Below are 22,506 nucleotides of genomic sequence, written 5' to 3' on the forward strand. Positions count from 1 at the left end.
GCGTATCTTTGCACTCGAACATCGCGGGATAGAGCAGTAGGCAGCTCGTCGGGCTCATAACCCGAAGGTCACAGGTTCGAGTCCTGTTCCCGCTACAAGTATAAAGCTTCAGAGAAATCTGGAGCTTTTTTTTGTTTATATAAGATTTTCAAAAAAAATGTTTGATTTAGATTGTGGGTACAAAGTCAGACACATTAGCACAGCGTTTCATAAGAACGCTTCGGAGAGCGAGTTTTTAATCCAAGTTTAGAACTCTTCGCAGAGCAGGGATACTGATTTATTGCTTTTAATTATCAAAAGGATCTTCGTATTGGTAACTAATGATTCCGTCTGTTATAGTTATTTCTTGATTGCCATCACTTAGTTTTCCTCAGAATGTGGCATAAAAACAGGAGTTTCTATTTATTTTGACATCACATTGAAATACGCCATCAGTAAAATCTCCATAAAATGACACGTTGTCGATGTATTGATGGTAAAGAAATTTATCGATTACATTTTTACCCGTTTTTTTATATGGCAAAACAATAGCAATTCCCTGTTCTCTAAGAGGATCATTACTTCTTCTGTCGGCATTTAAATGCAATACATATCCTTGTGGCCAAAGATCTATTCCATAACCGATTGCTTGGAAAGTTTGAGGTTTGCCGTTCACCACCATTGATATATTAGTTGGCTTACAATTTAGAGGCGCATCGCCATCATCTTTATTACAGGAAAATGTAGTGAAAACCAAGAGCACGAAGAATACTTTTAGAATTTTTGATTTCATAAATAAAAATTACTTGATTTATTATTTTTTTTTATTTGGACTTAGATTTTTCAAAACCAACCTAATCTACTTTTCAGTATAAATCCAATTATTTCTTGTTTCATTAAAAATCGCTGCTAAATAATTTGGATTTTCTTTGAAAAACTGGTCAATTTGATTTTTATTAAAATCTTTAAATCTTGAGTCTTCTTTTAAGTATTTAATTCCCATTTTTTCTATTATTAATGACAGCAATTCGTTTGCCTTATTTGTAAATTCATTATTGTCATCTTTGAAATTTATATTCATTGTTGACTCCAAATTTTTATTATTCACAACTAGCAAGGATTTCGAAAGCAACAAACCTGCAAGGTAATAAACATGCAACTGATCGCTTAAGTTAAAAGCGATGTTTAAAAGCACCTTATCTTCAATGTAAAGGCCTATTCCAGCCGTATTTAATTTCGGCATATATATTAAATTAGAGGCACTGAGCAAAATTTCGCCATTGCTTATATTGTTCTTTCCGATATAGGCATTTATTAGTTCATCGTTCTTACCGTTTTCTAATTTAACTGCAGGAATTTTATAAGTCACCTCATTATTTTTTATTTTTCCGCAATACCTTTCAATATTTAGGCAAACCACATAAGATGTAATTCTTTTGTTAGATACTAACCTAAGTAATTTTGTTATCATTTGCTTTAATTTTTCTCAGTGACACGTTTTGGGTAAATGTTTTATCTGACTAAAATAATATTTTTATACAGACGCTACCTGTTTCTTCTTTATTTTTTAACAAATATAAACTTAAGAAATTACAGGTCCTTTTTTCTACAAAATCAAACTTTATGGAATTCATGTGGCGCTTATGCATTTTCAAGAGTTAAAGCCAAATTATTTTTCTCTATAAATTTCAAATCCGCCACTTGCCACTTCTTCTATATATTCATCTTCTGTTACTTTTTCCACATTAATAATCATTTCCCAAGTTCCTGAAAATTTTTTTTCGATTTGATCGTAAAATCCAAGATACTCAATGTCAGGATGATCCATTGTTTTATCTACTAAAATTTTATCGCTTTCATCTTTATAATAATAATACGGATAGTTTACAACGAAACTGATTTTATCATTATCAATAAATCCTTTTACTAAAATGGGCTCTGTAATGATATTTTCAGATTCTGAATCGATTGTTGTACCCATAAACGAATCACCTTCAAAAGTCAAGTTCATTTTGAATGAGACCTGTATATAACTATCAATAGCATCGTAACCTTCTAAGTATGAAAAAGAACCTTTCCAAATTTGTTCATTATCAACGATTTTCATAATTTCTGATATTATATTTTTAGTTTGGCCGTTTTCCTTCGACGCATACAATTTTAACTTTTCGCGACTATAAACAAATATATCTAAAAAACATAAACACCATAAAGCCTGTAACTTCAAAAAAAATCAGGAACAAAAAAAAGAGGATTTAAGAAGTGCGGAAGCTTCTCTACTAAAACAAAAAGCTCCAGATATGCTCTGAAGCTTTCGTTTTAAAAGATGTAAATTTTCTTCTATATGCATTTAATGCCCGTCAAATTCCCTACGATTGTAAAAAGCATCATCATCACTTTCAGATCCAGATCTAGCCTCTTCATCAGCATAGTAAGATCTTAATACACTTCTTTCATAATTTCTGTCAAAATTATGCTGTGTATTATATCTTCCTGTTTTTCTAAAAGTATCATATCCTATACTGTTAGCCATCACAATTTTCGTATCCTTATTGATGTTGACAGAGCCAATCGGTATAATCAAATGACTATCTCCTTCCTTATACATAAATTCTCTCCCATTGTCATACGCTATGGTATCATGAACTTCATTGCGATTATCATCAATCAATGCTTTATCTACTTTAACATCTAGATAAACCACACGGTTCATATCCTTATTCACCCACAGATTATCAACTGTACCTACGGTTCGATTATCTGCATCTACTATTTTCCATCCTGTAACATCAGAATAATTCGAAGCTACTTTATAATCTGGAAGTTCGTCTAATCTGTATAAATTTCTATGCTTATTTTCCATGTTCTTTTTCAATTTTTATAAATTATATGTTTTCTTACTATCATTTACTGGGCTGTACTGCCAGTACCTGAAGTATTTTCAATTTCGACAGCACTTTCACTCTGCGCTTGATCGTCTCTCAAAAAAATGTAATAAACCACAGCACCGATTAAAAGCAATGCAATAACCCATGGCCAAATTGGCTTTTTCTTTTCAATTTTAATTTCTGCCATAACCTTAATTTTATATAAATATTAAACTTCATATTAAAGGTACAAACGAGATTTTAGCGTAAAGTATTTAATTTCAAGTAGATGTTACAGAATTCCCAGTTGATGTTTTGCGCTTGCATGTCTGCAAATGCATACAAATGATTAGTAATCAACCCGCGAAATGATTACAAAAAATGCAACAAAGAATTGATTTTTATATTGATATGCACAATAGGTATTTATACTGGTTTTTAATTTAAGAAAGTTATTTAGCTTTATAAAAATTTACATTTGGAGATCAACATCTTGTTGAAATAAAATAATTGAAGCATCATTCTTAAATAAATTAGTTTCTAAATTAACTTACAAAAGAATCCTAGTTTAAAAGATGCTTAAAATTGCTTCTAAGAAATAAGAGATATTTAAAAAATTATTAAAAAAAGAAGATTAATATGAATAAAACACACTATTTTCTTTAACAAACGTTGAAGATATTAAAACTTAAAAATAAAGTGGCTTTTCAAATAGTTAATTATACATAAAACCCCCAGAAAAAACACACAACAATCAACTTAACAGCTATTTACATATTTTTACTAATTATTTATTTTTAAAAATTATAAATAAATATAAGAAAAAGACATCAAAATTTAACTAAAAAAAGTTCCACAAATTTGATAATATTAGCTAATATTGTCACTTAAGCTTAAACAAAAAACATAAAATCTTCAGATCATGGATTTATTCTTTTCAATACTACTTATCAAGATTTATCCCAATCTGTCTATCTATACTTAACTAACATGCAACCAACTAAACCTACACAAGCCTATGCCCAAACGATTACCCAAACTACCTACTTTACTACAAAGTAAAATTTACAAAACAGGACAAACAAGAAGCGCGAATGATGACGTGGTTTTTCAAAACAGAGCCAATAGAAACGGCACCGTTTTGATACCTTTTGAATCGATTCATTTATTCGATATTTCCGTTTTCACTTCAAATAGATTTGAAAGTGGTTTTATTGTTTTAATAAGTCCCGAAGCGTATTACACAAATCCCGATGCCTTGGCTTTAATGAAAGCTCGAAAATTAAAACTGGGTGTCAACACCATCTTGTTTTACGAGACAAGAGCACAATGGAATGAGTTTAATCCCTACAAAAACAAGCTTACTATAGCCGAAAAAAGAACATCTCCTATAGACGGCCATTTTGTCGCTAGGATACTATCCTCGAATTCAAAAGACGAAGAAAAAATCATTCTTGGCTTCAATACCAGTAATTGCAAAGGCGCAGGAATCAGAGTAGCAGAATATGCTTCTCTTTTGACTATAAAGGCCTCTCACTTGCAATTAGAATATTTATTCTGGCTCTGTTACAATTCGAAGGAAGTAGCTCTTGACGCCGGAATGACAGAAAGCGAGATCGAAAATCGAATTGATGCGATAAGTACAGCTTGCAACAATCAAAAGTTATCTGATACTGACCGCCTTTACAAAACTCGAATTATTGATAACGCCAAAAACACGATTTGCCCTCTTTGTTTAAAAAAATTAAGCGCTGAGGCATTTCTGCTTAACTTCTTCGAATCTTCTGAGAGGTCAGATATTAATAAGGATATTAGTCCTATCAACCTTTTTCATATTAATCAGCTGAAAATTGGAGAATTTAATCACGCTCCATACAATCTGGCGTGGGGACATCAAAATTGCAATATGATTTGTAAAGAAACAGGTGTAATCGAAACTATTAAATGGATGAAAGAGGTCGTTGTAAACACTATTATTTTCAACAAAGACTCCTCTGCTTAATGTTATAAAAATCACATCCACCTCCCCCCTCAAAAAAAAAAAAAAAAAAAAAAAGAAACCTATTAAAATACAACGAAATGATTAGCGACTTAAGAAAAAAATATATCGAGAATTATAGTGGTTTTCCAAAAGAAATTTGGATTTTGACATTAATAACCTTCATCAACAGAACAGGGACAATGGTAATTCCATTTCTCTCAAAATACATGAGAGAGAACCTGAATTTTGAATACAATCAGATTGGCTGGGTTATGGTTTGCTTTGGTGTAGGCTCTTTCATTGGCACTTGGCTAAGCGGCGTGTTATCTGATAAAATCGGATTTTATAAAGTAATGATCGGTTCTCTTTTTGGAAGCGGACTCATCTTTTTTATGCTACAATATATAACATCATTTGAAGGTTTTTGTATCTCAATTTTGTTTTTGACAACTGTTGCAGATATGTTCAGGCCGGCAATGCTAGTATCGTTAAATACATATACTCGAAAAGAAAACAAAACTAGAGCGCTGGCTTTGGTTAGATCAGCAACAAGTTTAGGATTTTTATTCGGCCCTCCATTGGGCGGGCTTATAATCATATTAGTGGGTTACAAATATCTTTTTTATGTAGATTCAGCTACATGTATTCTTGCCGTTTTGGTTTTTGTTCTGTTAGTTAAAGAAAGAAAACTACCTTTTAAACTTAAAACGCACAATATTGGAGTAGACAAATATGCAATACTAAAAGACCGAACTTTTTTAACTCATATGTTCATCTCCTTGATAACAGGAATTATGTATTTTCAAGTATTTACGACGTTGACCCTTTACCATAAAGAACAATTTAATTTATCAGAAGTAAATAGCGGCTTGCTTTTAAGTTTTAGCGGAATTTTAACTTTGCTGTTTGAGTTGCCGATTGTCAATTATGTCGAAAAAAACAAAATGAACAAACTGAATGTGATAATGGTTGGCTTATCTTTTATGGTACTTAGTTATGTCCTTTTGTTATTAAATGATAATTGGTACGGAATATTATACTTGATGATGTTTTTCATGACTCTTGGGGTAATGCTGACATTTCCTTTTTCAAACTCATTTGCCATGACCAGATCGCACAATAACCAGGAAGGCAAATACATGTCTGTTTTTACAATGAGTTTTAGTCTTGCTCATATACTAAGCGCAAAAACAGGAATGGAAATTGTCGCCTACGCCAGTTACAGAGCCGATTTTATTTTCATGAGTTTGATAGGATTATTTGCCATTACACTTTGCTACTGGCTGGTAAGAATGGTTGAAAAAGAAACAATAGAAACTAAAATAAAAATAGTACAATCCATTTTTGTTGATAAGAACAAGAAAAGCTAATCTGTTTGAACATGAAAACGAATCATTAATTCCTTTTCAATGTTGAATAAATGAGCTACTCCTAGTATTAACAAATACCATTGAATATGAAAAAACATATTGTACTAAAGGCCATAATTATTTTTATTTTTTGCATCCCTTCGAGTATAATTGCACAAGAACTTTATGCTGGAATTGAAATAGGAAGCAAGGGCGTAAAAATGTCGATAATAAATGTCCAAAACATTAAAAAAGGAAAATATGAAGTAGTTGATTTTTGGACAGAAAATGTCGCTATTGCGAAAGGCATCTCTATAGATGGAAAATTAGCCGAAAATGATATTGAAACCGCTTTTAATGTAGTAGTGAAAAATTACACTAAAATGCTTAAGGAAAACAAAATCAAAGAAAAAAACATCTTTATAGTAGTTTCCTCAGGAGTTGGAATGGCTAAAAACGTAGACATTTTACTTCATCGATTGTATGTATTCACTAATATTAATGTAGCCATAATTTCTTCTGATACTGAAGCAAAATTATTATTAAAAGGATGTATTCCACCAAAAGAATATTCTGATTCCCTGATTCTTGATATCGGTGGAGGAAATACTAAAGGCGGTTATGTAGAGGAATTCAACGACGATGATATTTTGATGTTTTATCCTGTAACATTAGACTTAGGAACGGTCACTTTTACAGAGAAAATAAACAAAAAAGCAAAAACCGATTCAGTTACCGAATTCAATGAATTATTAACAGCAGCATTACCCGAATTAAAAGAACAAACAGATCGTTTATATCAGCAAAGTCCGAAGATTTTCAACAAAGACAATGTTTACATGTCAGGAGGCGCAGTGTGGGCATTTTATACATTGTACAAAGGAAAAGACGCCTTAAATTTTAGCCCATTTGAAATCAAAGACGTTGAAGCTTACAATACAATGATAAAAACCGATTATGCAAAATTTGAAGCATTAGCATTGCAAAACAAGGATGTTGAGAAAGTATTGAAAACGTATTCTCAAAAATATTTAATTGCTGCAAATTCACTCTTGCTGACTTTATTAGAGAAAATGCCCGACATTAAATCTAAAAAAATCTATTTTACAAAACAAGGGCAAATGGCCTGGTTGCTTTCTTATATTGCTGATTCTGCAAAAAGAGCAAAAGATATTCATTAAGAAACACTTTTACTGAACAGCATTTTAAAAGTTTCAAGCCAAACAATTTAGAGTGTATTGCAAAGGAAATAAGTGTTTCTCAAATATAAAAAGACAACAAATTAAATCAAACAAAAAACCAGTAATCGGTATTGATTACTGGTTTTTTGTTTTTTAAACGCTTCCTTTTTTTTTAAAGAAAGCCTATCTAATAAATATTTTTCTTTATAAACGACAAATGATAATTTAGTTTTTAATCCTAAAATCGGGTTTCTTTTTCATGGATGCATTCATGAAAAGTTCATCATTTTTAAGATTTACAAACTCTAAACCAAATTTTTTTCCTTGATACCAATTATTGATCAGTAAATTAAAATCTTTATTCTCACTCGTTCCGACAGCCTTAGTATAATCAATAAGCAGATCTTTCAAAACAATATCGCCTAAATATTCATTCGTGATCGGTACTGCATCAGCAAACACAATAAGATGGCTAAACCCTGATACTACTGAATTAGTTAATGTTAAAAAAGTATTTTCACGAATTAATATCGCTTCGTATTTAAGCCCTTCAATTCCAGATGCAATATCTTCAGTATGCATCATTGTCATATTCGTGGCATTTACCCGAGTCATTTCTTTTTTACTGTCTAACACTTCTCCTTTTCGTGTATCGACTGTTTCCATTTCGAAACAACGAGAGCCATATTTATCAGATAAAAACGGACTTCTGATAGCAATACTATTAGAAATATTACATTGAACTCCTTGGGTAAAATCAAAGTCATCATCAGCAGATCGTAAAGATATTAAATGACTAGTATCTACATAGCCTCCATAGAACTGAAAAGAATCTTCATCTGACGAAGTAACTTGTACATATTCTACTTTCGTCTTTTTTCCAACCCCAGCTAATGATAATCCGTTTACAGGTTTTTTAGCAGATGTTTTTTTTCCTGAAAACTCAATTCGAACGTATTTAAAAATTCCAGAATCGCTATCTTTATTATCTCCGCCATAAAGCGCTTTTTGCGGATCAAGCTCAAAATCCAAAGTGGCAATTCCTCCAGTTTTGTTTATTGGCGCATCTCCTAAAATTACAATTCCTCCCCAATCACCCGGATTCCGATCTCCTGAGTTTTTGTTGGAAGTAAAAACGATAGGATCAGTTTCGGTACCTTCCGCAATTATTTTGGCTCCTTTTGTAATTACCAACATAGTCAAATTATCAGTATCGCACCTAATAAGTGTACCTGGCTCAATTGTCAAAGTTACATTTGGAGCGACATATACCGCACCGACCAAGACATATACATTTTCTTTTTTTAATGTTGTGTTTGAAGTAATTACACCGGTTACTATACTAGAAGCATCATTATAACTGGTGGTTTTGGGACTAAAGTTTGTCCACATGTTCAACCAATTAGTATCGCCAACGATACCTTTCGTATTCTGCGCTTTAATTAATATCGTAAAAGTAAAAAATACAAGTAACAGTAAATTCTTTTTCATAACATCATTTTTTAAAATTATTTAAAAGAAAGGCCAACCATTAAAAAAGTCAGCCATTTTACAATTTCAAAATTTATTATAATTTACTCGCAATCTCTTTTTTGTATTTGTTAAGAATTGCTTTAGTCATTCCCAGGTTAGCTTTAGTTGAATCAACCGCCAGATAAATCATATACATATTATTTTCAGAAACATCAATAATATGAATTTGCGATGTTAAAGTAATCATGATATCAGAAACAACTTGGTTTTTCAAGCCCAAGGCACTAATTGCGTTAAGTTTTGCTTTAACAACTTCAAGATTGAAAGCAGAAGCTAATTCAGGATCAAATTCCGGAACTACTGAAAGCGAGAAGTATGACATTCCTGTTTGGATTTCTGCAATTGAAACTGCAATGAAACCTGGTATATTTTTTTCAAGATCCTCTCCGAATTGATTTAAAAAGTCTGACATAGTTTTAAGTTTTAAATTGTTGTTTTTTTTATTTTTTTTCACAAGTCTTTGTTGTCAACTGCAGTATCGACATTGCAAATATATTTTCTAAAACAGTTTTGCATTATTTTCTATCGGAAATAATTTCTTACTTTTTTCATATTTTTTAAAACTGATGTTTTCATTTTTGATTTTTTCCCTTAAAAGCATTGAAAATAAAGCACTTGCGCTATTTTATTTCATAACCATTAGGTGGTTATTTTTAAAGAAACTTGAATTATTCATCAAAAAACTATAATTAACTGATAATGAGTGGTTTGAATTTTATTTTTTTCACCATCTAATGGCATTTTAATTTTAAATACTTACAAACCACATTAAGCATAAAACACTGACAACATGATTATTACAACATATCCGCTTTTTTTTTCACCCCTATAATGGTTTTGTTTTGCAATAAAAAAAACTATTATTCTCCCAAATTATACAATACAAAAACCAAGGCAATTAAAAATCTTCATTAAATTTTTCTTTCGTTTGTTCAACAAATTCATTTATAAAAAATAATTCTTAATTTTAGTCAGTATCTGATTTCAAAAAACTAACTATCAAACCACCAAAAATGAAAAAAATCTTATTTTTATTACTTACAGTCATTTTGTATTCCTTTACGCCACATGAAACAACAACTGTTTCAGGCAAAATCACAAATACTGAAAATGGAACAATCAGAATTAAAGGAGAATTACTGGATAAGGAAATCAAGCTAAAACCAGATGGCACTTTTTCAGAAAACCTGTCTTTAGAATATGACGCCATTTACAAGATTGAAACTTCTAAAAATAGTATTCCAATATATTTAGCCAAAGATTCCAAACTAACAATAAATGCTGATGACACAAACTTGGCTTCAACTTTAAAATTTACAGGAAAAGGAAGCGTAGAAAATCAATATCTGGCAAAAAAACAGCTAATAACTTCTGCAACTCCAATTGAAGAACTTTATAAAGTTGATGAAAATGAATTTCTGAAAAAGCTTCAGGAAATAAAAACTTCCGTTAACAATTTGTACCTCAAAACTAAATTTACTGATTCTGGCTTCAAAGAAAAAGAAGCAAGAAGCATTCGATATTTAGAACAAAAACATTTAGCTTTTTATCCGAAATTCCACAATTACTATGGCAGAGTAGATGGTTTTAAAGTTTCTGAAACCTATCCAAAATTTGATGAAACAATGGACTTAGACAATAATTCTGATTTTTTGTTTTCAAATGAATATCAAGAACTTGTGCTACTCAAATTCTACGAAAATGTCAAAGCAGATGAAGGTCAGCTTTGGGTTTCGGCTAAAAATGCAATTCCAAAAATCAAAGCACTGAAAAGTCAAAGCATAAAAAATCGATTAATAGAAAACTCAATAAGCGACATCAGCATGGAAAATTCGTATTATGAAAAAACCTATCACGAATTTTTATCACTTACTAACGATCCAATTCTAAAACAAACCCTAACCACCAACTATAAAGCAACAAATGCATTACAACCCGGAAATCCGTCGCCGACATTTAATTATGAAAATCAAAAAGGAGGAAAAACCGCTTTAGAGGATTTAAAAGGAAAATATATTTACATTGATCTTTGGGCAACATGGTGCGGCCCGTGTCGTGCTGAAATTCCGTTTCTTCAGAAAGTTGAAGAACAATATAAAGGAAAAAACATTGAATTTGTCAGCATTTCAATCGACGATCTGAAGGATCAGCCGAAATGGAATAATTTTGTCATAGAAAAGAAATTAGGCGGTATTCAATTATTAGCTGACAATCACGGAGAATCAAAATTCATTAAAGATTATGGCGTTGAAGGAATTCCAACATTTATCCTTCTTGATCCTAATGGCAATATCGTTACTGCACGGGCTCCAAAACCATCTGACCCAAAACTTATTGATTTATTGAACGGCTTGAAAATTTAGTTCTAAATTATTTTACATAAAGTTGGATCAAAATTAAGCTTCAGAGAAATCTGGAGCTTTTTTTATTTCGCCACAAGCAAAAAAGTGAAGATTATTCTTTCAAAACAAAATAAACTTCATTTTTGCTGTTTTTTTTTCATCTTAATAAAACAAGGAAAAAACTGCCTTGCTCATTTTCTTCTTCCAAAACAACAAACTACTAATCAAAGCAATATAAATTCTTTAACTCAAATTTTTCATAAATAGCAATCACACAAAATGATTCTCTCAAAAAATAACTCAAAAAGTTTTTTCAAAAATCTTTTGTGTATTCCAAAAATAGTTGCACTTTTGCACCCGCAACAGCAAAACAGGTCCGTTCGTCTATCGGTTAGGACGCCAGGTTTTCATCCTGGTAAGGGGGGTTCGATTCCCCCACGGACTACAAAAAGCTTCAGAGAAATCTGAAGCTTTTTTTTGTTTACACATTATACTAAAACGCTTTTTAGATACGTTTTATAGCATAAAAAAAATGCCCCCAACCTCAACACAACATCTTAATAATTTAATAATGCGTTTTCTGCTCAACTGAGTTTATATTTAATAAATGTTTTCATAAATTTGCAATCTCGTATCAAAACCTACCATTTCCAATCTAAAATTACGATTTTCACATAATCCCAAAAAAAGTCTTAATTCAAAACTAAATACAACAACAATTAAAATCCACAATGCTTACAAAAAACAAACCCCAAATTCTCATTTTCACCCTTTTAACTCTATTTTTTTCAATCACTTCATTTTCTCAGAAAAGCGTTTATGCCGGAATTGAAATCGGACGACGAGCAATAAAAGTTTCTGTTGTCGACGTAAACAACATCAGAAAAGCCGACTATAAAATTCTTTATTTTGCTACTGATAGACTAAATTTTGCCGAACACATTGCTGAAAAAGGTGAACTTCCACAGGAAGACATCAACAAAATCAGTGTTACAGTTGTCGATCAATTGAAAAAAATCAAAACAGAATTCAAACTTCTTGAAGAAAACATATTTATTGTTGCCGCTCCTGTTTTTGCTCAAGCGCGTAACATTGAAGTTTTGAGAAGCAAAATCAACACACTGACAAACAAAAATCTTGACGTATTGAATGTTAACGAAGAAGCAAAAACACTGGTAAAAGGCGCAATGCCTCCTGTTGATTTTGCTAATGCTTTCCTGCTTGACATTGGCGCTCAAACTACTAAAGGCGGTTATATTGACGAACTTGAAGATGACAAATTAGAGTTTATTCCTTTAGAACTTGACTTTGGCACAATGACACTTACTGATGCTGTAAAAAAGACGGTTGCAAACCCAAACCAAGCAAATGATATGTCGACTTACCAAGAAAAATCATTTGATTTCAACCCGGTACTTCGCAAAAAAGTAAAAGCACTTTTAGATGCAAATCCTCCTTTGGCTAAAAAAAATAAAATATACTTGTCTGGTGGTGCAGTATGGGCTTTTGCAACATTATACTATAACGACGACGTAAAGGAGCATTATGTTTCTTTAACATTAGAAGATGTTATTAATTACGACGCTATTCTGAAAAACAATTTCGTAAAGTTCACCAATCTTGCAAAAACTAACAAAGAAATTGCGAGAGTTTTGAGCACGTACGACCAGCAATATCTTATTTCTGCAAATAACATATTACAGACTTGCTTAGAAAGTATTCCGAATTTGGAATCAAAGAAAGTTCTTTTTGTAAAAGAAGGACAAGTAATCTGGCTAATCTCCTATATTGCAGATCGTTCTAAAAAAGTGAATACTAATTTTTAAGGTATTTCAAAACGAGCACAAAGCTTCAGAGAAATCTGGAGCTTTTTTTTTATTTAGCATTAAAGCTATCGAATGAATTGAAGATCAACCAACCTGCAAAAGCTTATTCAGGCCTTCTTTTTCAAACAAAATTCGTCCTACTTTAATATCCGACCACCCTTTTTTCAATTTATATGTAAACGTCGGAATATTATCGATCAATTCGCAATCTAAATAGTAAGTCGAAACAGCATCGCTCGTCACGTCCTTTAATTCTTGAATATGGGTGGAAATCAAAAAATAAGAATTTGAATAAATACTGACACCATTTATGGTTCTTGTACAAATTTCGAGCGCGTCTTCAACATTGGTTCCACTAAAAAGCTCATCAAAAACAACAAAACATCTTTTTCCGTCTGCCGCTTTCAAAACCACATCTTTTACATTTATAACCTCGGTCATAAAATGGCTATAGCCATTCAAAATATCATCGCGCTTATTGATTCCGACTGAAAAATCAGTAAAAAAAGGAATTTCTGCCGAAGAAACTGGAATTCCGAAACCGAGATTCCCCAAATAAACACACAAACTCACTGATTTAAGAAAAGTAGATTTCCCAGACATATTTGGACCATTCAAAACAATCACATTATTAAATGCCACAAAACTGTTCTTAATAGGATCTTCAAGCAAAGGGTGATAAAAATCGTTAATCACAAAACTCTTTTCTTTAAAAACAGGAAATACAAATTCACGTTCAACAATCGCTTTGCTTATTGACAAGTAAGACTCAAACAAAAACAAATCTTCCCAAAAACATTCGATCCTTCCTTCTTCTTTCAAAACTGAAATTTTAGCCCCAATTTTTTTGACATGCTTGCTTTTAAGTTGTTTTTCCCTGATCATATATTCATGTTTTTCCAACTCAAAAAAGGAAAGAAAAGACAATATTCGATTCAAATCTTTTCTGTAGGATTTAGGAAAATGACTCAGTTCAAGCCTGGAAAATGCTGTTTTTAACCTATAAAAAAACAATATTAACTGATGCATTTTGTTGTGTATCAGGATTTCATCTGCAGTTGGACCAAAGAATAAAAAACGCTTCCAGTTGAGCTCTTCTTCTTTAAAATTGTTTAAAAAATAATGCACTTCATTTAGATACAAAACAGTATAGGAATACTTTTTCAAAACCTCATGATTTAGCGCAAATCCTTTTAAAATATCCTGCCTTTCAAGAACTTTAGCTTCACTAACCAAAGGCGTCTCTAAAAGATTAAGAATTTTTTTCTTAGCAAAGCTATTTAATGAATAATCAAAAATAGGCAACACTTCTTCTTTTATATTTAAATCTTGAATATTATTCATACGCTTGAGTTGTTCTTAAGATTAGTCGAGCCAAACAATTAAGTTTTGTTTAAGCTAAAATACTAAAACAGCCGAAAAAAAACATACTTTAAATGTTATTAAATTTATAAAAAAATATAATTTTTAACAAATAAAACACACCATCTTCATTAATAAACGACAAAATGCAACATTTTAAAAGTCGTTATTAAATTTCACACCAAAACAACCATTTTATCAAAAGTTAAACAAAAATATCAAAATCAAGGTTAATTTTAAATTGTGAATATCTATTTCAGAATTTAGCTTCTATTTTGACTGTAAAATCTATCTTTGGCATCCTTAAAAATTACAAGAAAATGAGCGCAATTTGGTACGAATGCAAAGTAAAATATAGAAAAACTGACGAAACAGGCGGTCAGAAAGTTTTAACAGAACCTTATTTGGTGGACGCAATATCCTATACAGAAGCCGAGAAAAGAATTAATGAAGAAATGGCAGCGTATATTAGTGAAGAATTCAAAATCACCAATATAAAAGTGGCTAATTATGCCGAAATTCATCCATTTGAAAATGCGGATCGATGGTTCAAATCAAAAGTATCTTTGATCGCTTACGATGAAGAAAGCGGCAAGGAAAGAAAATCGAACATGTATATGCTCGTTCAGGCAAATGATGTAAGAGAAGCATTTGACAACACGATTCATGTCATGAAAAATACGATGGGAGAATATTCGATTCCAGCAATTTCTGAATCGCCAATTATGGATGTTTTCCCTTATTTCAGTGGTGAAGAGGAAGAAACAGCGATGTTAGAAAGATTTAACGCATTGAAAGCTTCAAAACCTGCAAAACCAGAAGAAATCATAGACCACATGGAATTTGAAACCGCAATAGAGGAATAAATTCAATTAAAGCTTCAGAGAAATCTGAAGCTTTTTTATTTTCACAAAGCCTCATTTCTTGGCTTTATCCAATCAAAATTAAATCCTATATTCGTTACACTTTATATCGCTGAAACAAAAACCTTTACACTTAAACCAAAAACTACATGACCCAAAAAACACTTATTTTAATTGGCTTCATCATTTTAAAATTTGTTTTGCAATATGTTTTATTAAGCCCAGAATATGATTTGCAACGTGATGAATATCTGCATTTAGATCAGGCGCATCATTTGGCTTGGGGTTATTTGTCTGTCCCGCCAGTGACTTCATGGTTTTCCTATGTCATATTTTTGCTTGGGAATTCGGTTTTTTGGGTAAAGTTTTTCCCTGCCCTTTTTGGCGCTTTAACACTTTTGATTGTCTGGAAAACAATTGAAGTTTTAAAAGGAAATTTATATGCTTTGATCTTAGGAGCAACTTGCATTTTGTTGTCCTCGCTTTTACGATTAAATATGCTTTTTCAGCCCAATTCAGTAGATGTTTTATGCTGGACAGCTTTTTACTTTACCGTTATTCAATATCTCATAACCGAAAAAACAAAATGGTTTTATGCTGGCGCAGTAGTTTTTGCTTTTGGCTTTCTAAACAAATACAATATCCTATTTCTTTTAATCGGACTTTTGCCTGCATTACTACTTTCAAAACAAAGAAAAATATTTACTGACAAAAACCTTTATTTTGCAATGCTTTTGGGGTTAATTTTGATTTTACCGAATCTTTTATGGCAATTCGATAATCATTTTCCGATTGTGCATCATATGAAAGAATTGGCCGAAACCCAACTTGTAAATGTTGACCGCATTGGATTTCTAAAAGAGCAAATATTGTTTTTTCTTGGCGGTATTTTAGTTCTTATTTCTTCATTTTACGCTTTGCTTTTTTATAAGCCTTTTGCAAAATTTAGATTCTTTTTTGCTTCGATAATTTTTACGCTTTTGGTTTTTATTTATTTCAAAGCAAAAGCGTATTACGCAATTGGCTTGTATCCTATTTATATTGCATTTGGCGCCGTATTTTTAGGTGAAATTTCAAAAGATGGATGGAAACGCTTTGTACAGCCTGTTTTCCTTTTAATCCCGATTTTGCTTTTTATTCCGATTTACAATGTCGCATTTCCAAATAAAAGTCCTCAGGAAATTACTGCAAAACCTGAAAAATATAAAAAACTTGGAATGTTGCGCTGGGAAGATGGAAAAGATCATGAACTGCCTCAGGATTTTGCTGATATGCTGGGATGGAAAGAACTTGCCCGCAAAACAGATTCGGTTTACGCTTTGTTTCCAAAATCTGAAAACACTTTAGTTCTTTGCGACAATTATGGCCAAGCCGGCGCAATTAATTATTACACCAATAATAGAATCAAAGCCGTTTCGTTTAATGCCGATTATATTAATTGGTTTAATCTGGACATCTATTACACCAACCTCATCAGAGTAAAAGAATTTGATGAAAACAACACTGAAATCGCAGAAACTAGTCCGTTTTTTCAAAAAGCGACTATCGGTGGCGAAATCACCAATAAATATGCTCGCGAATACAAAACCACAATTTTTGTTTTTACCAAAGCTAAAATCAACATCAATAAAAGATTAGAGCAGGAAATTAAAGAAGAAACAAATTACGACAAATAAACAGATGATCGATTTCAAAAACATTGAATATTTAAAATATGGAAATAAAAAACAAATCGAAGCTTTTGAAACCTTGACTAAAAATAAGGTTTTAGAAGCTTTGGCAGAATTTGATCCAATTTTAGTTGGCACGATTCCAATCAATATTGACATTGAAAACAGCGATTTAGATATTGTTTGCTATTGGCAGAATAAAAATCATTTTATAGAAAAAATCACTTCTCTTTTTAGAAACAAAACCCATTTCAAAATCACTGAAACAATTATAAATCAGCAAGAATCTGTAATTGGGAGTTTTATGTTAAAAGATTTTGAAATTGAAATTTTCGGACAAAACATTCCGACTCAAAATCAAAATGGATACAGACACATGATTATAGAATATCAAATTCTGCAATCAAGAGACGAAAATTTCAGGAAAGAAATCATCAAACTCAAACAAAACGGCTACAAAACCGAGCCTGCTTTTGGCAAATTATTAGGATTAAAAAACGACCCATATTTAGAATTATTGAATTATAAAATCTGATTTTGTCTTTTTACAAATATAAAAACCTGATTAACAAATAATTAGCTTAAATTTAATTTTGAGTAATTTTTTCAACAATTTCTTTGTAAAACTGTATTTAGTGCTTATCTTTGCACCCGAAACATCGCGGGATAGAGCAGTAGGCAGCTCGTCGGGCTCATAACCCGAAGGTCACAGGTTCGAGTCCTGTTCCCGCTACTAATAAAAAAGCTTCAGAGAAATCTGGAGCTTTTTGTCTTTTTATGCTTTTGCCGAAACTATGATGTGCGCTATATTTACGAACGTTGTTTCAGATTACTATTTTTTTTCCAATTCTGTTTCAGTATGCATCACACACCCCCACTTGTTATTTTCTTTAATCCAAGTAGAAGTGCAAACACATTTTATAGGCGCCTGCTGGCTTTGATCTACTATCTCAAAATCAAGACCATATCCTATCACGGCAGTATTTTCGGCAATTAGTTTTTCTTTTACATCGTAGATGTTCAGCACTTTTATTTTATTGGTTTGTCCAGAGTCGAACATATTTTTGAACTCAGTCTCGCTGATGCTCTGAATACCGTTTTTTCCAGCAACTATACAAGGAAAAACTGTCAGATTTCTTACTGTTTCATAGTCATTATTTTCAACTCCGTGCCAGTATTTTTTTTCCAATTCTATAATTTGTCCTTCCATATTTATTTTATTGTTAATTAGACATTTCACAAATTTCAAATTAATATTGATATTAAGCTGCTACTTTAACATAGATTTAATTCTAGCGTCTTCGTCATAAATCTGGTGTTGGGCCTTTTGAAATAATAGACCTCGATCAATCCAGGCAACCATCTTTGCACTCCTATAGCTAGTTTGCTGTGGTTTATGAAGACGTAATTTGACCTTTTGACGCGAGCGTCACGTTCGTACAATAGTTTATTTTTTAAAAAAATGTTCTGCATTTTTATGCAATATCTTTTCCTTTTGTTCTAAAGATAAAAAATCTAGCTTATCTACAGATTCAATCGCTTTTTTAATGTCACCGTTATCAGAACCAAACATTAATCTGTTCTCTAATCCGGCATCTATTAACCTTTTCATTGTAGCGCGGAAATCATCATAAGAAACAATATATGGATTTGAAATAACAGAAATATCGGTATATACATTTTGATATACACTCATAATTCCTATTGTATCTTCTAGAAAAGGACTTCCTGCATGCATAATCCAAACCTTTAACTTTGGAAATTTTAGCAATAAATCTTCCATTAAAATTGGACTTCCCATACTTACTCGGAAATTTGGACAACCATGATTTGGACCTGCCAATCCAGAATGAATGCCAACTGGAAGATTGTATTTTTCCGCTAGTTCATAATACGGATATAATAATTTATCTGATGGTGAAATTCCATAATATTGGTTTAGTATTTCCCCAATAAAATCAATTTTTCCAATTTTAATCTGCTCCTCTACCCATTTTATATCTGGCCATTCTTTTCCATCTGAGAAACAAAATCGATCCCCATAAGGAACTTTTCCATTTGGGCATGGCAACATTAGGCCGTATAGCAATTCAATACTATTTTTCTTTCGATAAGTATTTTGTAAATCCCAAGATGTACTGATTGCAGCTTTGTAAACGCCTGAATTCTCTAATTGCAGCATTTGAGCACTAGGATCTTTTTCTCCATGAATATGCGTGTCAAATACTTTTTGAGAATAAACATTAAACACTCCTAAAAGAAATAAAAACAGGATTATTTTTTTCATACAAAACGTTTTATATTCTATCGCATCATACTGAATTTAACGCAATCTTATAAATCTGGTTTTGGCCCTTTTGAAATAATAGACCTCATCAATCCAGGAAACCATCTTTGCAATCCTACAGCCAGTTTGCCGTGAGCTGTGAAGACATAATTTCTCTTTCGTTTTAAAATAGCCTTTATCATTACTTTCGCTGCTTTATCAGTTGGCCACATTAAATTTGACGGTCGCGGATCTTCTTGCTCAGGATGCCAAACTCCGTCATTATCAATTCGTGCAATTTCCGAAACTACAAATCCGGGATGCAAAGTCGTACAACTCACGCCTGTTCCCATTAATTCGACCTGCAAAGTCAGACCAATAGAATTTACAGCCGCTTTTGAAGCACCATATGCCCCTACATTTGGATTAGGAAGATATGCACCTACACTTCCCACTAAACCTATTCGCCCCTTGTTTTTCTTTAAATGTGGCAATGCATATTTTACTGTTAGCGCTAAGCCTGTAACATTGCCCTGCAATTGCCGATCCCAATCCTTAGCTGTAAGCTTTTCGATGCTTCCAAAAACACCAAAACCGGCATTAGCGACAACCACATCCAAACCTCCCCAGTTTTGAATAATTTGTTGAACTGCATTTTCAATTGAGGCTTCATCCATTATATCACACGGAATTACCAATGCTTCTCCTCCTGAATGTTTAATCTCGTCAGCTACTTTATCCAATAGTTCTTTACGTCTTGAGGAAAGAACTACTTTATGCCCTAACCTTGCCCACTCAAGCGCCATCGATTTTCCAATGCCAGATGAAGCACCAGTTATCCATATTATGCCTTCTTTTACATTTGTCATTTTCAAATCATTTTTAGTTCGGATAATTTTGCTTTTCAAGATCGAAACCCTTTGAAAAACATAAACATTACCAAATGGTTATCCTGTCTTTCTTAGGCAAAAACATTTTATCTCCGGGCTGTACATTAAACGCCTCGTAAAAAGGAGTAGTATTCATTAGAGTTCCATTAACACGCCAATTTGGTGGAGAATGCGGGTTATTGTTAATCCACAAACGCAAGAACTCGTCTTTCATTTTCACTCTCCATATTCTGGCTAAAGAGATAAAAAAGCGTTGATCTGGAGTAAAACCGTCAATTTTTGTATTTCCTTTTCCTTGTTCTGTCATTTTAAAGGCGTCATAAGCAACTGCTAATCCAGCAATATCTGCTGTATTTTCACCAACTGTCATAGCGCCATTAACGTGCAAATTGTCTAAAACAGTATAGGTCCCATACAAATTGATAACCTGTTGTATTCTTGATTTAAACTGCGCATAATCGTCTTTTGTCCACCAGCTTTTTAAATTTCCGTCCTTGTCATATTGAGCACCTTGATCATCAAAGGTATGTGTTATTTCATGCCCTATAACCATTCCAATACCTCCGTAGTTAAGTGCGTCATCAGCATTATTATCAAAATATGGGGGTTGCAAAATACCTGCAGGAAAAACAATTTCATTAGCAGTTGGATTATTGTATGCTGTAACTGTTGGCGTTGTTGTATACCATTCTGATTTATCTACTGGTTTTCCCAATTTTGCCAATTGAAATTGATATGCCGCTGTAGAGGCCGAAACCATATTTTCAAAATATGTGTTTCTAGCTACTTGTACATTGCTATAGTCTCTCCACTTATCAGGATATCCAATTTTCTTGGTAATGGCAAACAATTTTTCTTTCGCTTTTTGTTTCGTTACAGGACTCATCCATTCCAATTTATCAATTCTTTTGGCATAAGCTTTTTGCAAATTATTTACGAGAACCAACATGCGTTTTTTGGCATCTTCTGAAAAATATTTCTTTACATACAATTCACCCAACGCGTCACCTAAATAATTGTCAATAACATTAGCCATTTTTTCACCACGCGATTTTTGAACAGCCTGACCTGAAAGTACTTTAGTATATTCAAACGAGGCATCTACAAAAGGCTTGCTTAAATCATCTGCATATCTTTCTAAAGAATTTGCTTTCAAATAAATTTTCCAACTACTAATGGGAATCGTCTTTAAAAGCTTATTAAGGGCATCATAATAAGCAGGTTGGCCAACATTAATAAAATCGGTTTTAGCGCCTATAGTATTTAAAAAAGTAGTCCAGTCTATGTTAGGATGCTTTTTTACAAGATCTGCCACAGCGGTTTTATTGTAATTTGCTTGTACATCACGAAGTTGAACTTTTGTTTTATGCGAAATAGCTAGTTGTTTGTCAATATCATAAACCAAATCAGCATTCTTTTTTGCTTCTTGGGCATTGCTTCCTGTTTGTTGAAACAATGTAGCAAGGTATTTTTTGTAAGCCGCTTGTATAGCAACTGTTGATGAATCTGATTTGAAATAATAGTCTCTATCAGGCAAACCTAGGCCTGTTTGATACAATAATGCAATATTCATACTGCTGTTTTTATCATCGGTTGACACCCCAAAGCCTATAATTGAAGAATTGCCAACTTTTAGTTGATCACCAACAAAATTCATTAAAGATGATAAATCGCTAATGGCTTCGATTTTAGCTAGTAGAGGTTTGATAGGTTCGTAACCGCGTTTGTCAATGGTTATCGTATCCATACCTGACGCATAAAAATCTCCTACCTTTTGTTCTATACTTCCTGCTTGATTTGTGCTTTTCGAAATACTGTCCAATATTCCTTGCAGACGCATTCGTTGGGGATAATTCATAAACATATAAACACCAACTCCTGCTTGAGACGCAGGTATTGATACTGAATCGTACCATTTGCCATTTACATATCTAAAGAAATCATTACCTGGTCGCAATGTGGAATCTATTCCTGTGATGGCAACATCTTTTTTTGCTGGATGTTTTGAGCACGCTGTAAAAGCTAAGAATGCAATGAAGAGCATTAAAGAATTTTTCATAATCTAGATTATTTCTATTAAATGATTGAAAAACGTTTGAAGGCAGAAATTTGCTTTGCAAAACAAATTTTAGCAGAACAAGATACGAATTCGGTTTTTAATTTTAAAGTTTTTGTCAGAATTACCACTTATAAAAAACCCAAATCTGCTGCTTTTTAAGCTGTATCCCGCAAAAAGGACATGAATAAATTGTTTGGTACTAAACAAAAAGCCTCAGATTTCTCTGAAGCTTCCTTATTTGCATCCCCTTTCAACTGCAAAACTCGTATCACAAAATGCCTTATTTAACACAAAAGTCCAATTTCAATAAAAGTGACTTAATTTTAAAAATTAAATAT

The 22,506-nt window shown here is 32.3% G+C and carries 20 protein-coding genes and 3 tRNA genes; 11 read left to right on the plus strand and 12 right to left on the minus strand.

What is annotated here, in order from left to right; genetic code table 11:
• Nucleotides 1-22: 22 nt before the first annotated feature.
• Nucleotides 23-95 (plus strand) — tRNA-Met (locus H600_RS0120180).
• A gap of 275 nt (nt 96-370) precedes the next feature.
• On the opposite strand, the gene H600_RS0120185 is transcribed toward H600_RS0120180, so the two are convergent.
• From H600_RS0120185 to H600_RS23075, 5 genes are all read right to left on the minus strand, one after another.
• Nucleotides 371-772, minus strand: coding sequence for a hypothetical protein (locus tag H600_RS0120185; protein ID WP_026730489.1), 402 nt, complete (start codon nt 770-772; stop codon nt 371-373).
• Between the two features lie 66 nt (nt 773-838).
• Nucleotides 839-1,450: a hypothetical protein gene (locus tag H600_RS0120190; RefSeq protein WP_026730490.1), complete on the minus strand. Its 612-nt coding sequence runs from the start codon at nt 1,448-1,450 to the stop codon at nt 839-841.
• Between the two features lie 198 nt (nt 1,451-1,648).
• Nucleotides 1,649-2,086: a hypothetical protein gene (locus tag H600_RS0120195; protein ID WP_157509957.1), complete on the minus strand. Its 438-nt coding sequence runs from the start codon at nt 2,084-2,086 to the stop codon at nt 1,649-1,651.
• A 243-nt stretch (nt 2,087-2,329) separates the two neighbouring features.
• On the minus strand, nt 2,330-2,842 hold the full coding sequence (locus tag H600_RS0120200) for a PRC-barrel domain-containing protein (protein ID WP_026730492.1): 513 nt from the start codon (nt 2,840-2,842) through the stop codon (nt 2,330-2,332).
• 44 nt (nt 2,843-2,886) lie between these two features.
• Entirely contained in the window at nt 2,887-3,054 is a 168-nt protein-coding gene (locus tag H600_RS23075) for a hypothetical protein (RefSeq protein WP_167330316.1), read from the minus strand.
• 810 nt (nt 3,055-3,864) lie between these two features.
• Here H600_RS23075 and H600_RS0120210 point away from each other — a divergent pair.
• The 3 genes from H600_RS0120210 to H600_RS0120225 all read left to right on the plus strand — a co-directional run bounded on the left by H600_RS0120210 (nt 3,865) and on the right by H600_RS0120225 (nt 7,357).
• Nucleotides 3,865-4,848, plus strand: a complete 984-nt coding sequence (locus H600_RS0120210; RefSeq protein ID WP_026730493.1) for a BstXI family restriction endonuclease — start codon at nt 3,865-3,867, stop codon at nt 4,846-4,848.
• A 77-nt stretch (nt 4,849-4,925) separates the two neighbouring features.
• Nucleotides 4,926-6,197, plus strand: coding sequence for an MFS transporter (locus H600_RS22365; RefSeq protein ID WP_035108793.1), 1,272 nt, complete (start codon nt 4,926-4,928; stop codon nt 6,195-6,197).
• An 86-nt stretch (nt 6,198-6,283) separates the two neighbouring features.
• Complete coding sequence (locus H600_RS0120225) at nt 6,284-7,357, plus strand: Ppx/GppA phosphatase family protein (protein WP_026730494.1); 1,074 nt, start codon at nt 6,284-6,286, stop codon at nt 7,355-7,357.
• A 225-nt stretch (nt 7,358-7,582) separates the two neighbouring features.
• Here H600_RS0120225 and H600_RS0120230 read toward each other — a convergent pair whose 3' ends face one another.
• Entirely contained in the window at nt 7,583-8,848 is a 1,266-nt protein-coding gene (locus tag H600_RS0120230; RefSeq protein ID WP_026730495.1) for a hypothetical protein, read from the minus strand.
• 76 nt (nt 8,849-8,924) lie between these two features.
• The gene (locus tag H600_RS0120235; protein ID WP_026730496.1) at nt 8,925-9,302 is read right to left on the minus strand and encodes a hypothetical protein; all 378 of its coding nucleotides are present in this window, start codon (nt 9,300-9,302) and stop codon (nt 8,925-8,927) included.
• A 601-nt stretch (nt 9,303-9,903) separates the two neighbouring features.
• Here H600_RS0120235 and H600_RS23210 point away from each other — a divergent pair.
• From H600_RS23210 to H600_RS0120260, 3 genes are all read left to right on the plus strand, one after another.
• Nucleotides 9,904-11,253 (plus strand): TlpA family protein disulfide reductase, encoded by a 1,350-nt coding sequence (locus tag H600_RS23210; protein ID WP_026730497.1) that lies wholly within the window; start codon nt 9,904-9,906, stop codon nt 11,251-11,253.
• 352 nt (nt 11,254-11,605) lie between these two features.
• A tRNA-Glu gene (locus H600_RS0120250) sits at nt 11,606-11,677 on the plus strand.
• Nucleotides 11,678-11,963: 286 nt separating this feature from the next.
• Nucleotides 11,964-13,058 (plus strand): Ppx/GppA phosphatase family protein, encoded by a 1,095-nt coding sequence (locus tag H600_RS0120260; protein WP_026730498.1) that lies wholly within the window; start codon nt 11,964-11,966, stop codon nt 13,056-13,058.
• 84 nt (nt 13,059-13,142) lie between these two features.
• On the opposite strand, the gene H600_RS0120265 is transcribed toward H600_RS0120260, so the two are convergent.
• Nucleotides 13,143-14,402 carry a MutS-related protein gene (locus H600_RS0120265; protein ID WP_026730499.1) on the minus strand — a complete coding sequence of 420 codons (1,260 nt, stop codon included), beginning with the start codon at nt 14,400-14,402 and terminating at the stop codon, nt 13,143-13,145.
• 338 nt (nt 14,403-14,740) lie between these two features.
• On the opposite strand from H600_RS0120265, the gene H600_RS0120270 reads away from it, so the two are divergent.
• From H600_RS0120270 to H600_RS0120285, 4 genes are all read left to right on the plus strand, one after another.
• A complete protein-coding gene (locus tag H600_RS0120270) occupies nt 14,741-15,286 on the plus strand; it encodes a DUF4494 domain-containing protein (protein ID WP_026730500.1) in 546 nt (181 codons plus the stop codon).
• 146 nt (nt 15,287-15,432) lie between these two features.
• Complete coding sequence (locus H600_RS0120275; RefSeq protein ID WP_026730501.1) at nt 15,433-16,959, plus strand: glycosyltransferase family 39 protein; 1,527 nt, start codon at nt 15,433-15,435, stop codon at nt 16,957-16,959.
• Between the two features lie 4 nt (nt 16,960-16,963).
• Complete coding sequence (locus tag H600_RS0120280; RefSeq protein ID WP_026730502.1) at nt 16,964-17,488, plus strand: DUF4269 domain-containing protein; 525 nt, start codon at nt 16,964-16,966, stop codon at nt 17,486-17,488.
• Nucleotides 17,489-17,613: 125 nt separating this feature from the next.
• Nucleotides 17,614-17,686, plus strand: a tRNA-Met gene (locus H600_RS0120285).
• Between the two features lie 99 nt (nt 17,687-17,785).
• Here the strand turns inward: H600_RS0120285 and H600_RS0120290 are convergent.
• The 4 genes from H600_RS0120290 to H600_RS0120305 form a co-directional block, all read right to left on the minus strand.
• Nucleotides 17,786-18,163, minus strand: a complete 378-nt coding sequence (locus tag H600_RS0120290) for a nuclear transport factor 2 family protein (RefSeq protein WP_026730503.1) — start codon at nt 18,161-18,163, stop codon at nt 17,786-17,788.
• Between the two features lie 237 nt (nt 18,164-18,400).
• Nucleotides 18,401-19,240, minus strand: a complete 840-nt coding sequence (locus H600_RS0120295) for an amidohydrolase family protein (RefSeq protein ID WP_026730504.1) — start codon at nt 19,238-19,240, stop codon at nt 18,401-18,403.
• A gap of 47 nt (nt 19,241-19,287) precedes the next feature.
• Nucleotides 19,288-20,127 (minus strand): SDR family NAD(P)-dependent oxidoreductase, encoded by an 840-nt coding sequence (locus tag H600_RS0120300; protein WP_245176609.1) that lies wholly within the window; start codon nt 20,125-20,127, stop codon nt 19,288-19,290.
• A gap of 28 nt (nt 20,128-20,155) precedes the next feature.
• On the minus strand, nt 20,156-22,168 hold the full coding sequence (locus H600_RS0120305; protein WP_026730506.1) for a M13 family metallopeptidase: 2,013 nt from the start codon (nt 22,166-22,168) through the stop codon (nt 20,156-20,158).
• Between the last annotated feature and the right edge of the window lie 338 nt (nt 22,169-22,506).

This window comes from Flavobacterium denitrificans DSM 15936 (assembly GCF_000425445.1).
In the GTDB taxonomy this organism is placed as follows: Bacteria; Bacteroidota; Bacteroidia; order Flavobacteriales; family Flavobacteriaceae; genus Flavobacterium; species Flavobacterium denitrificans.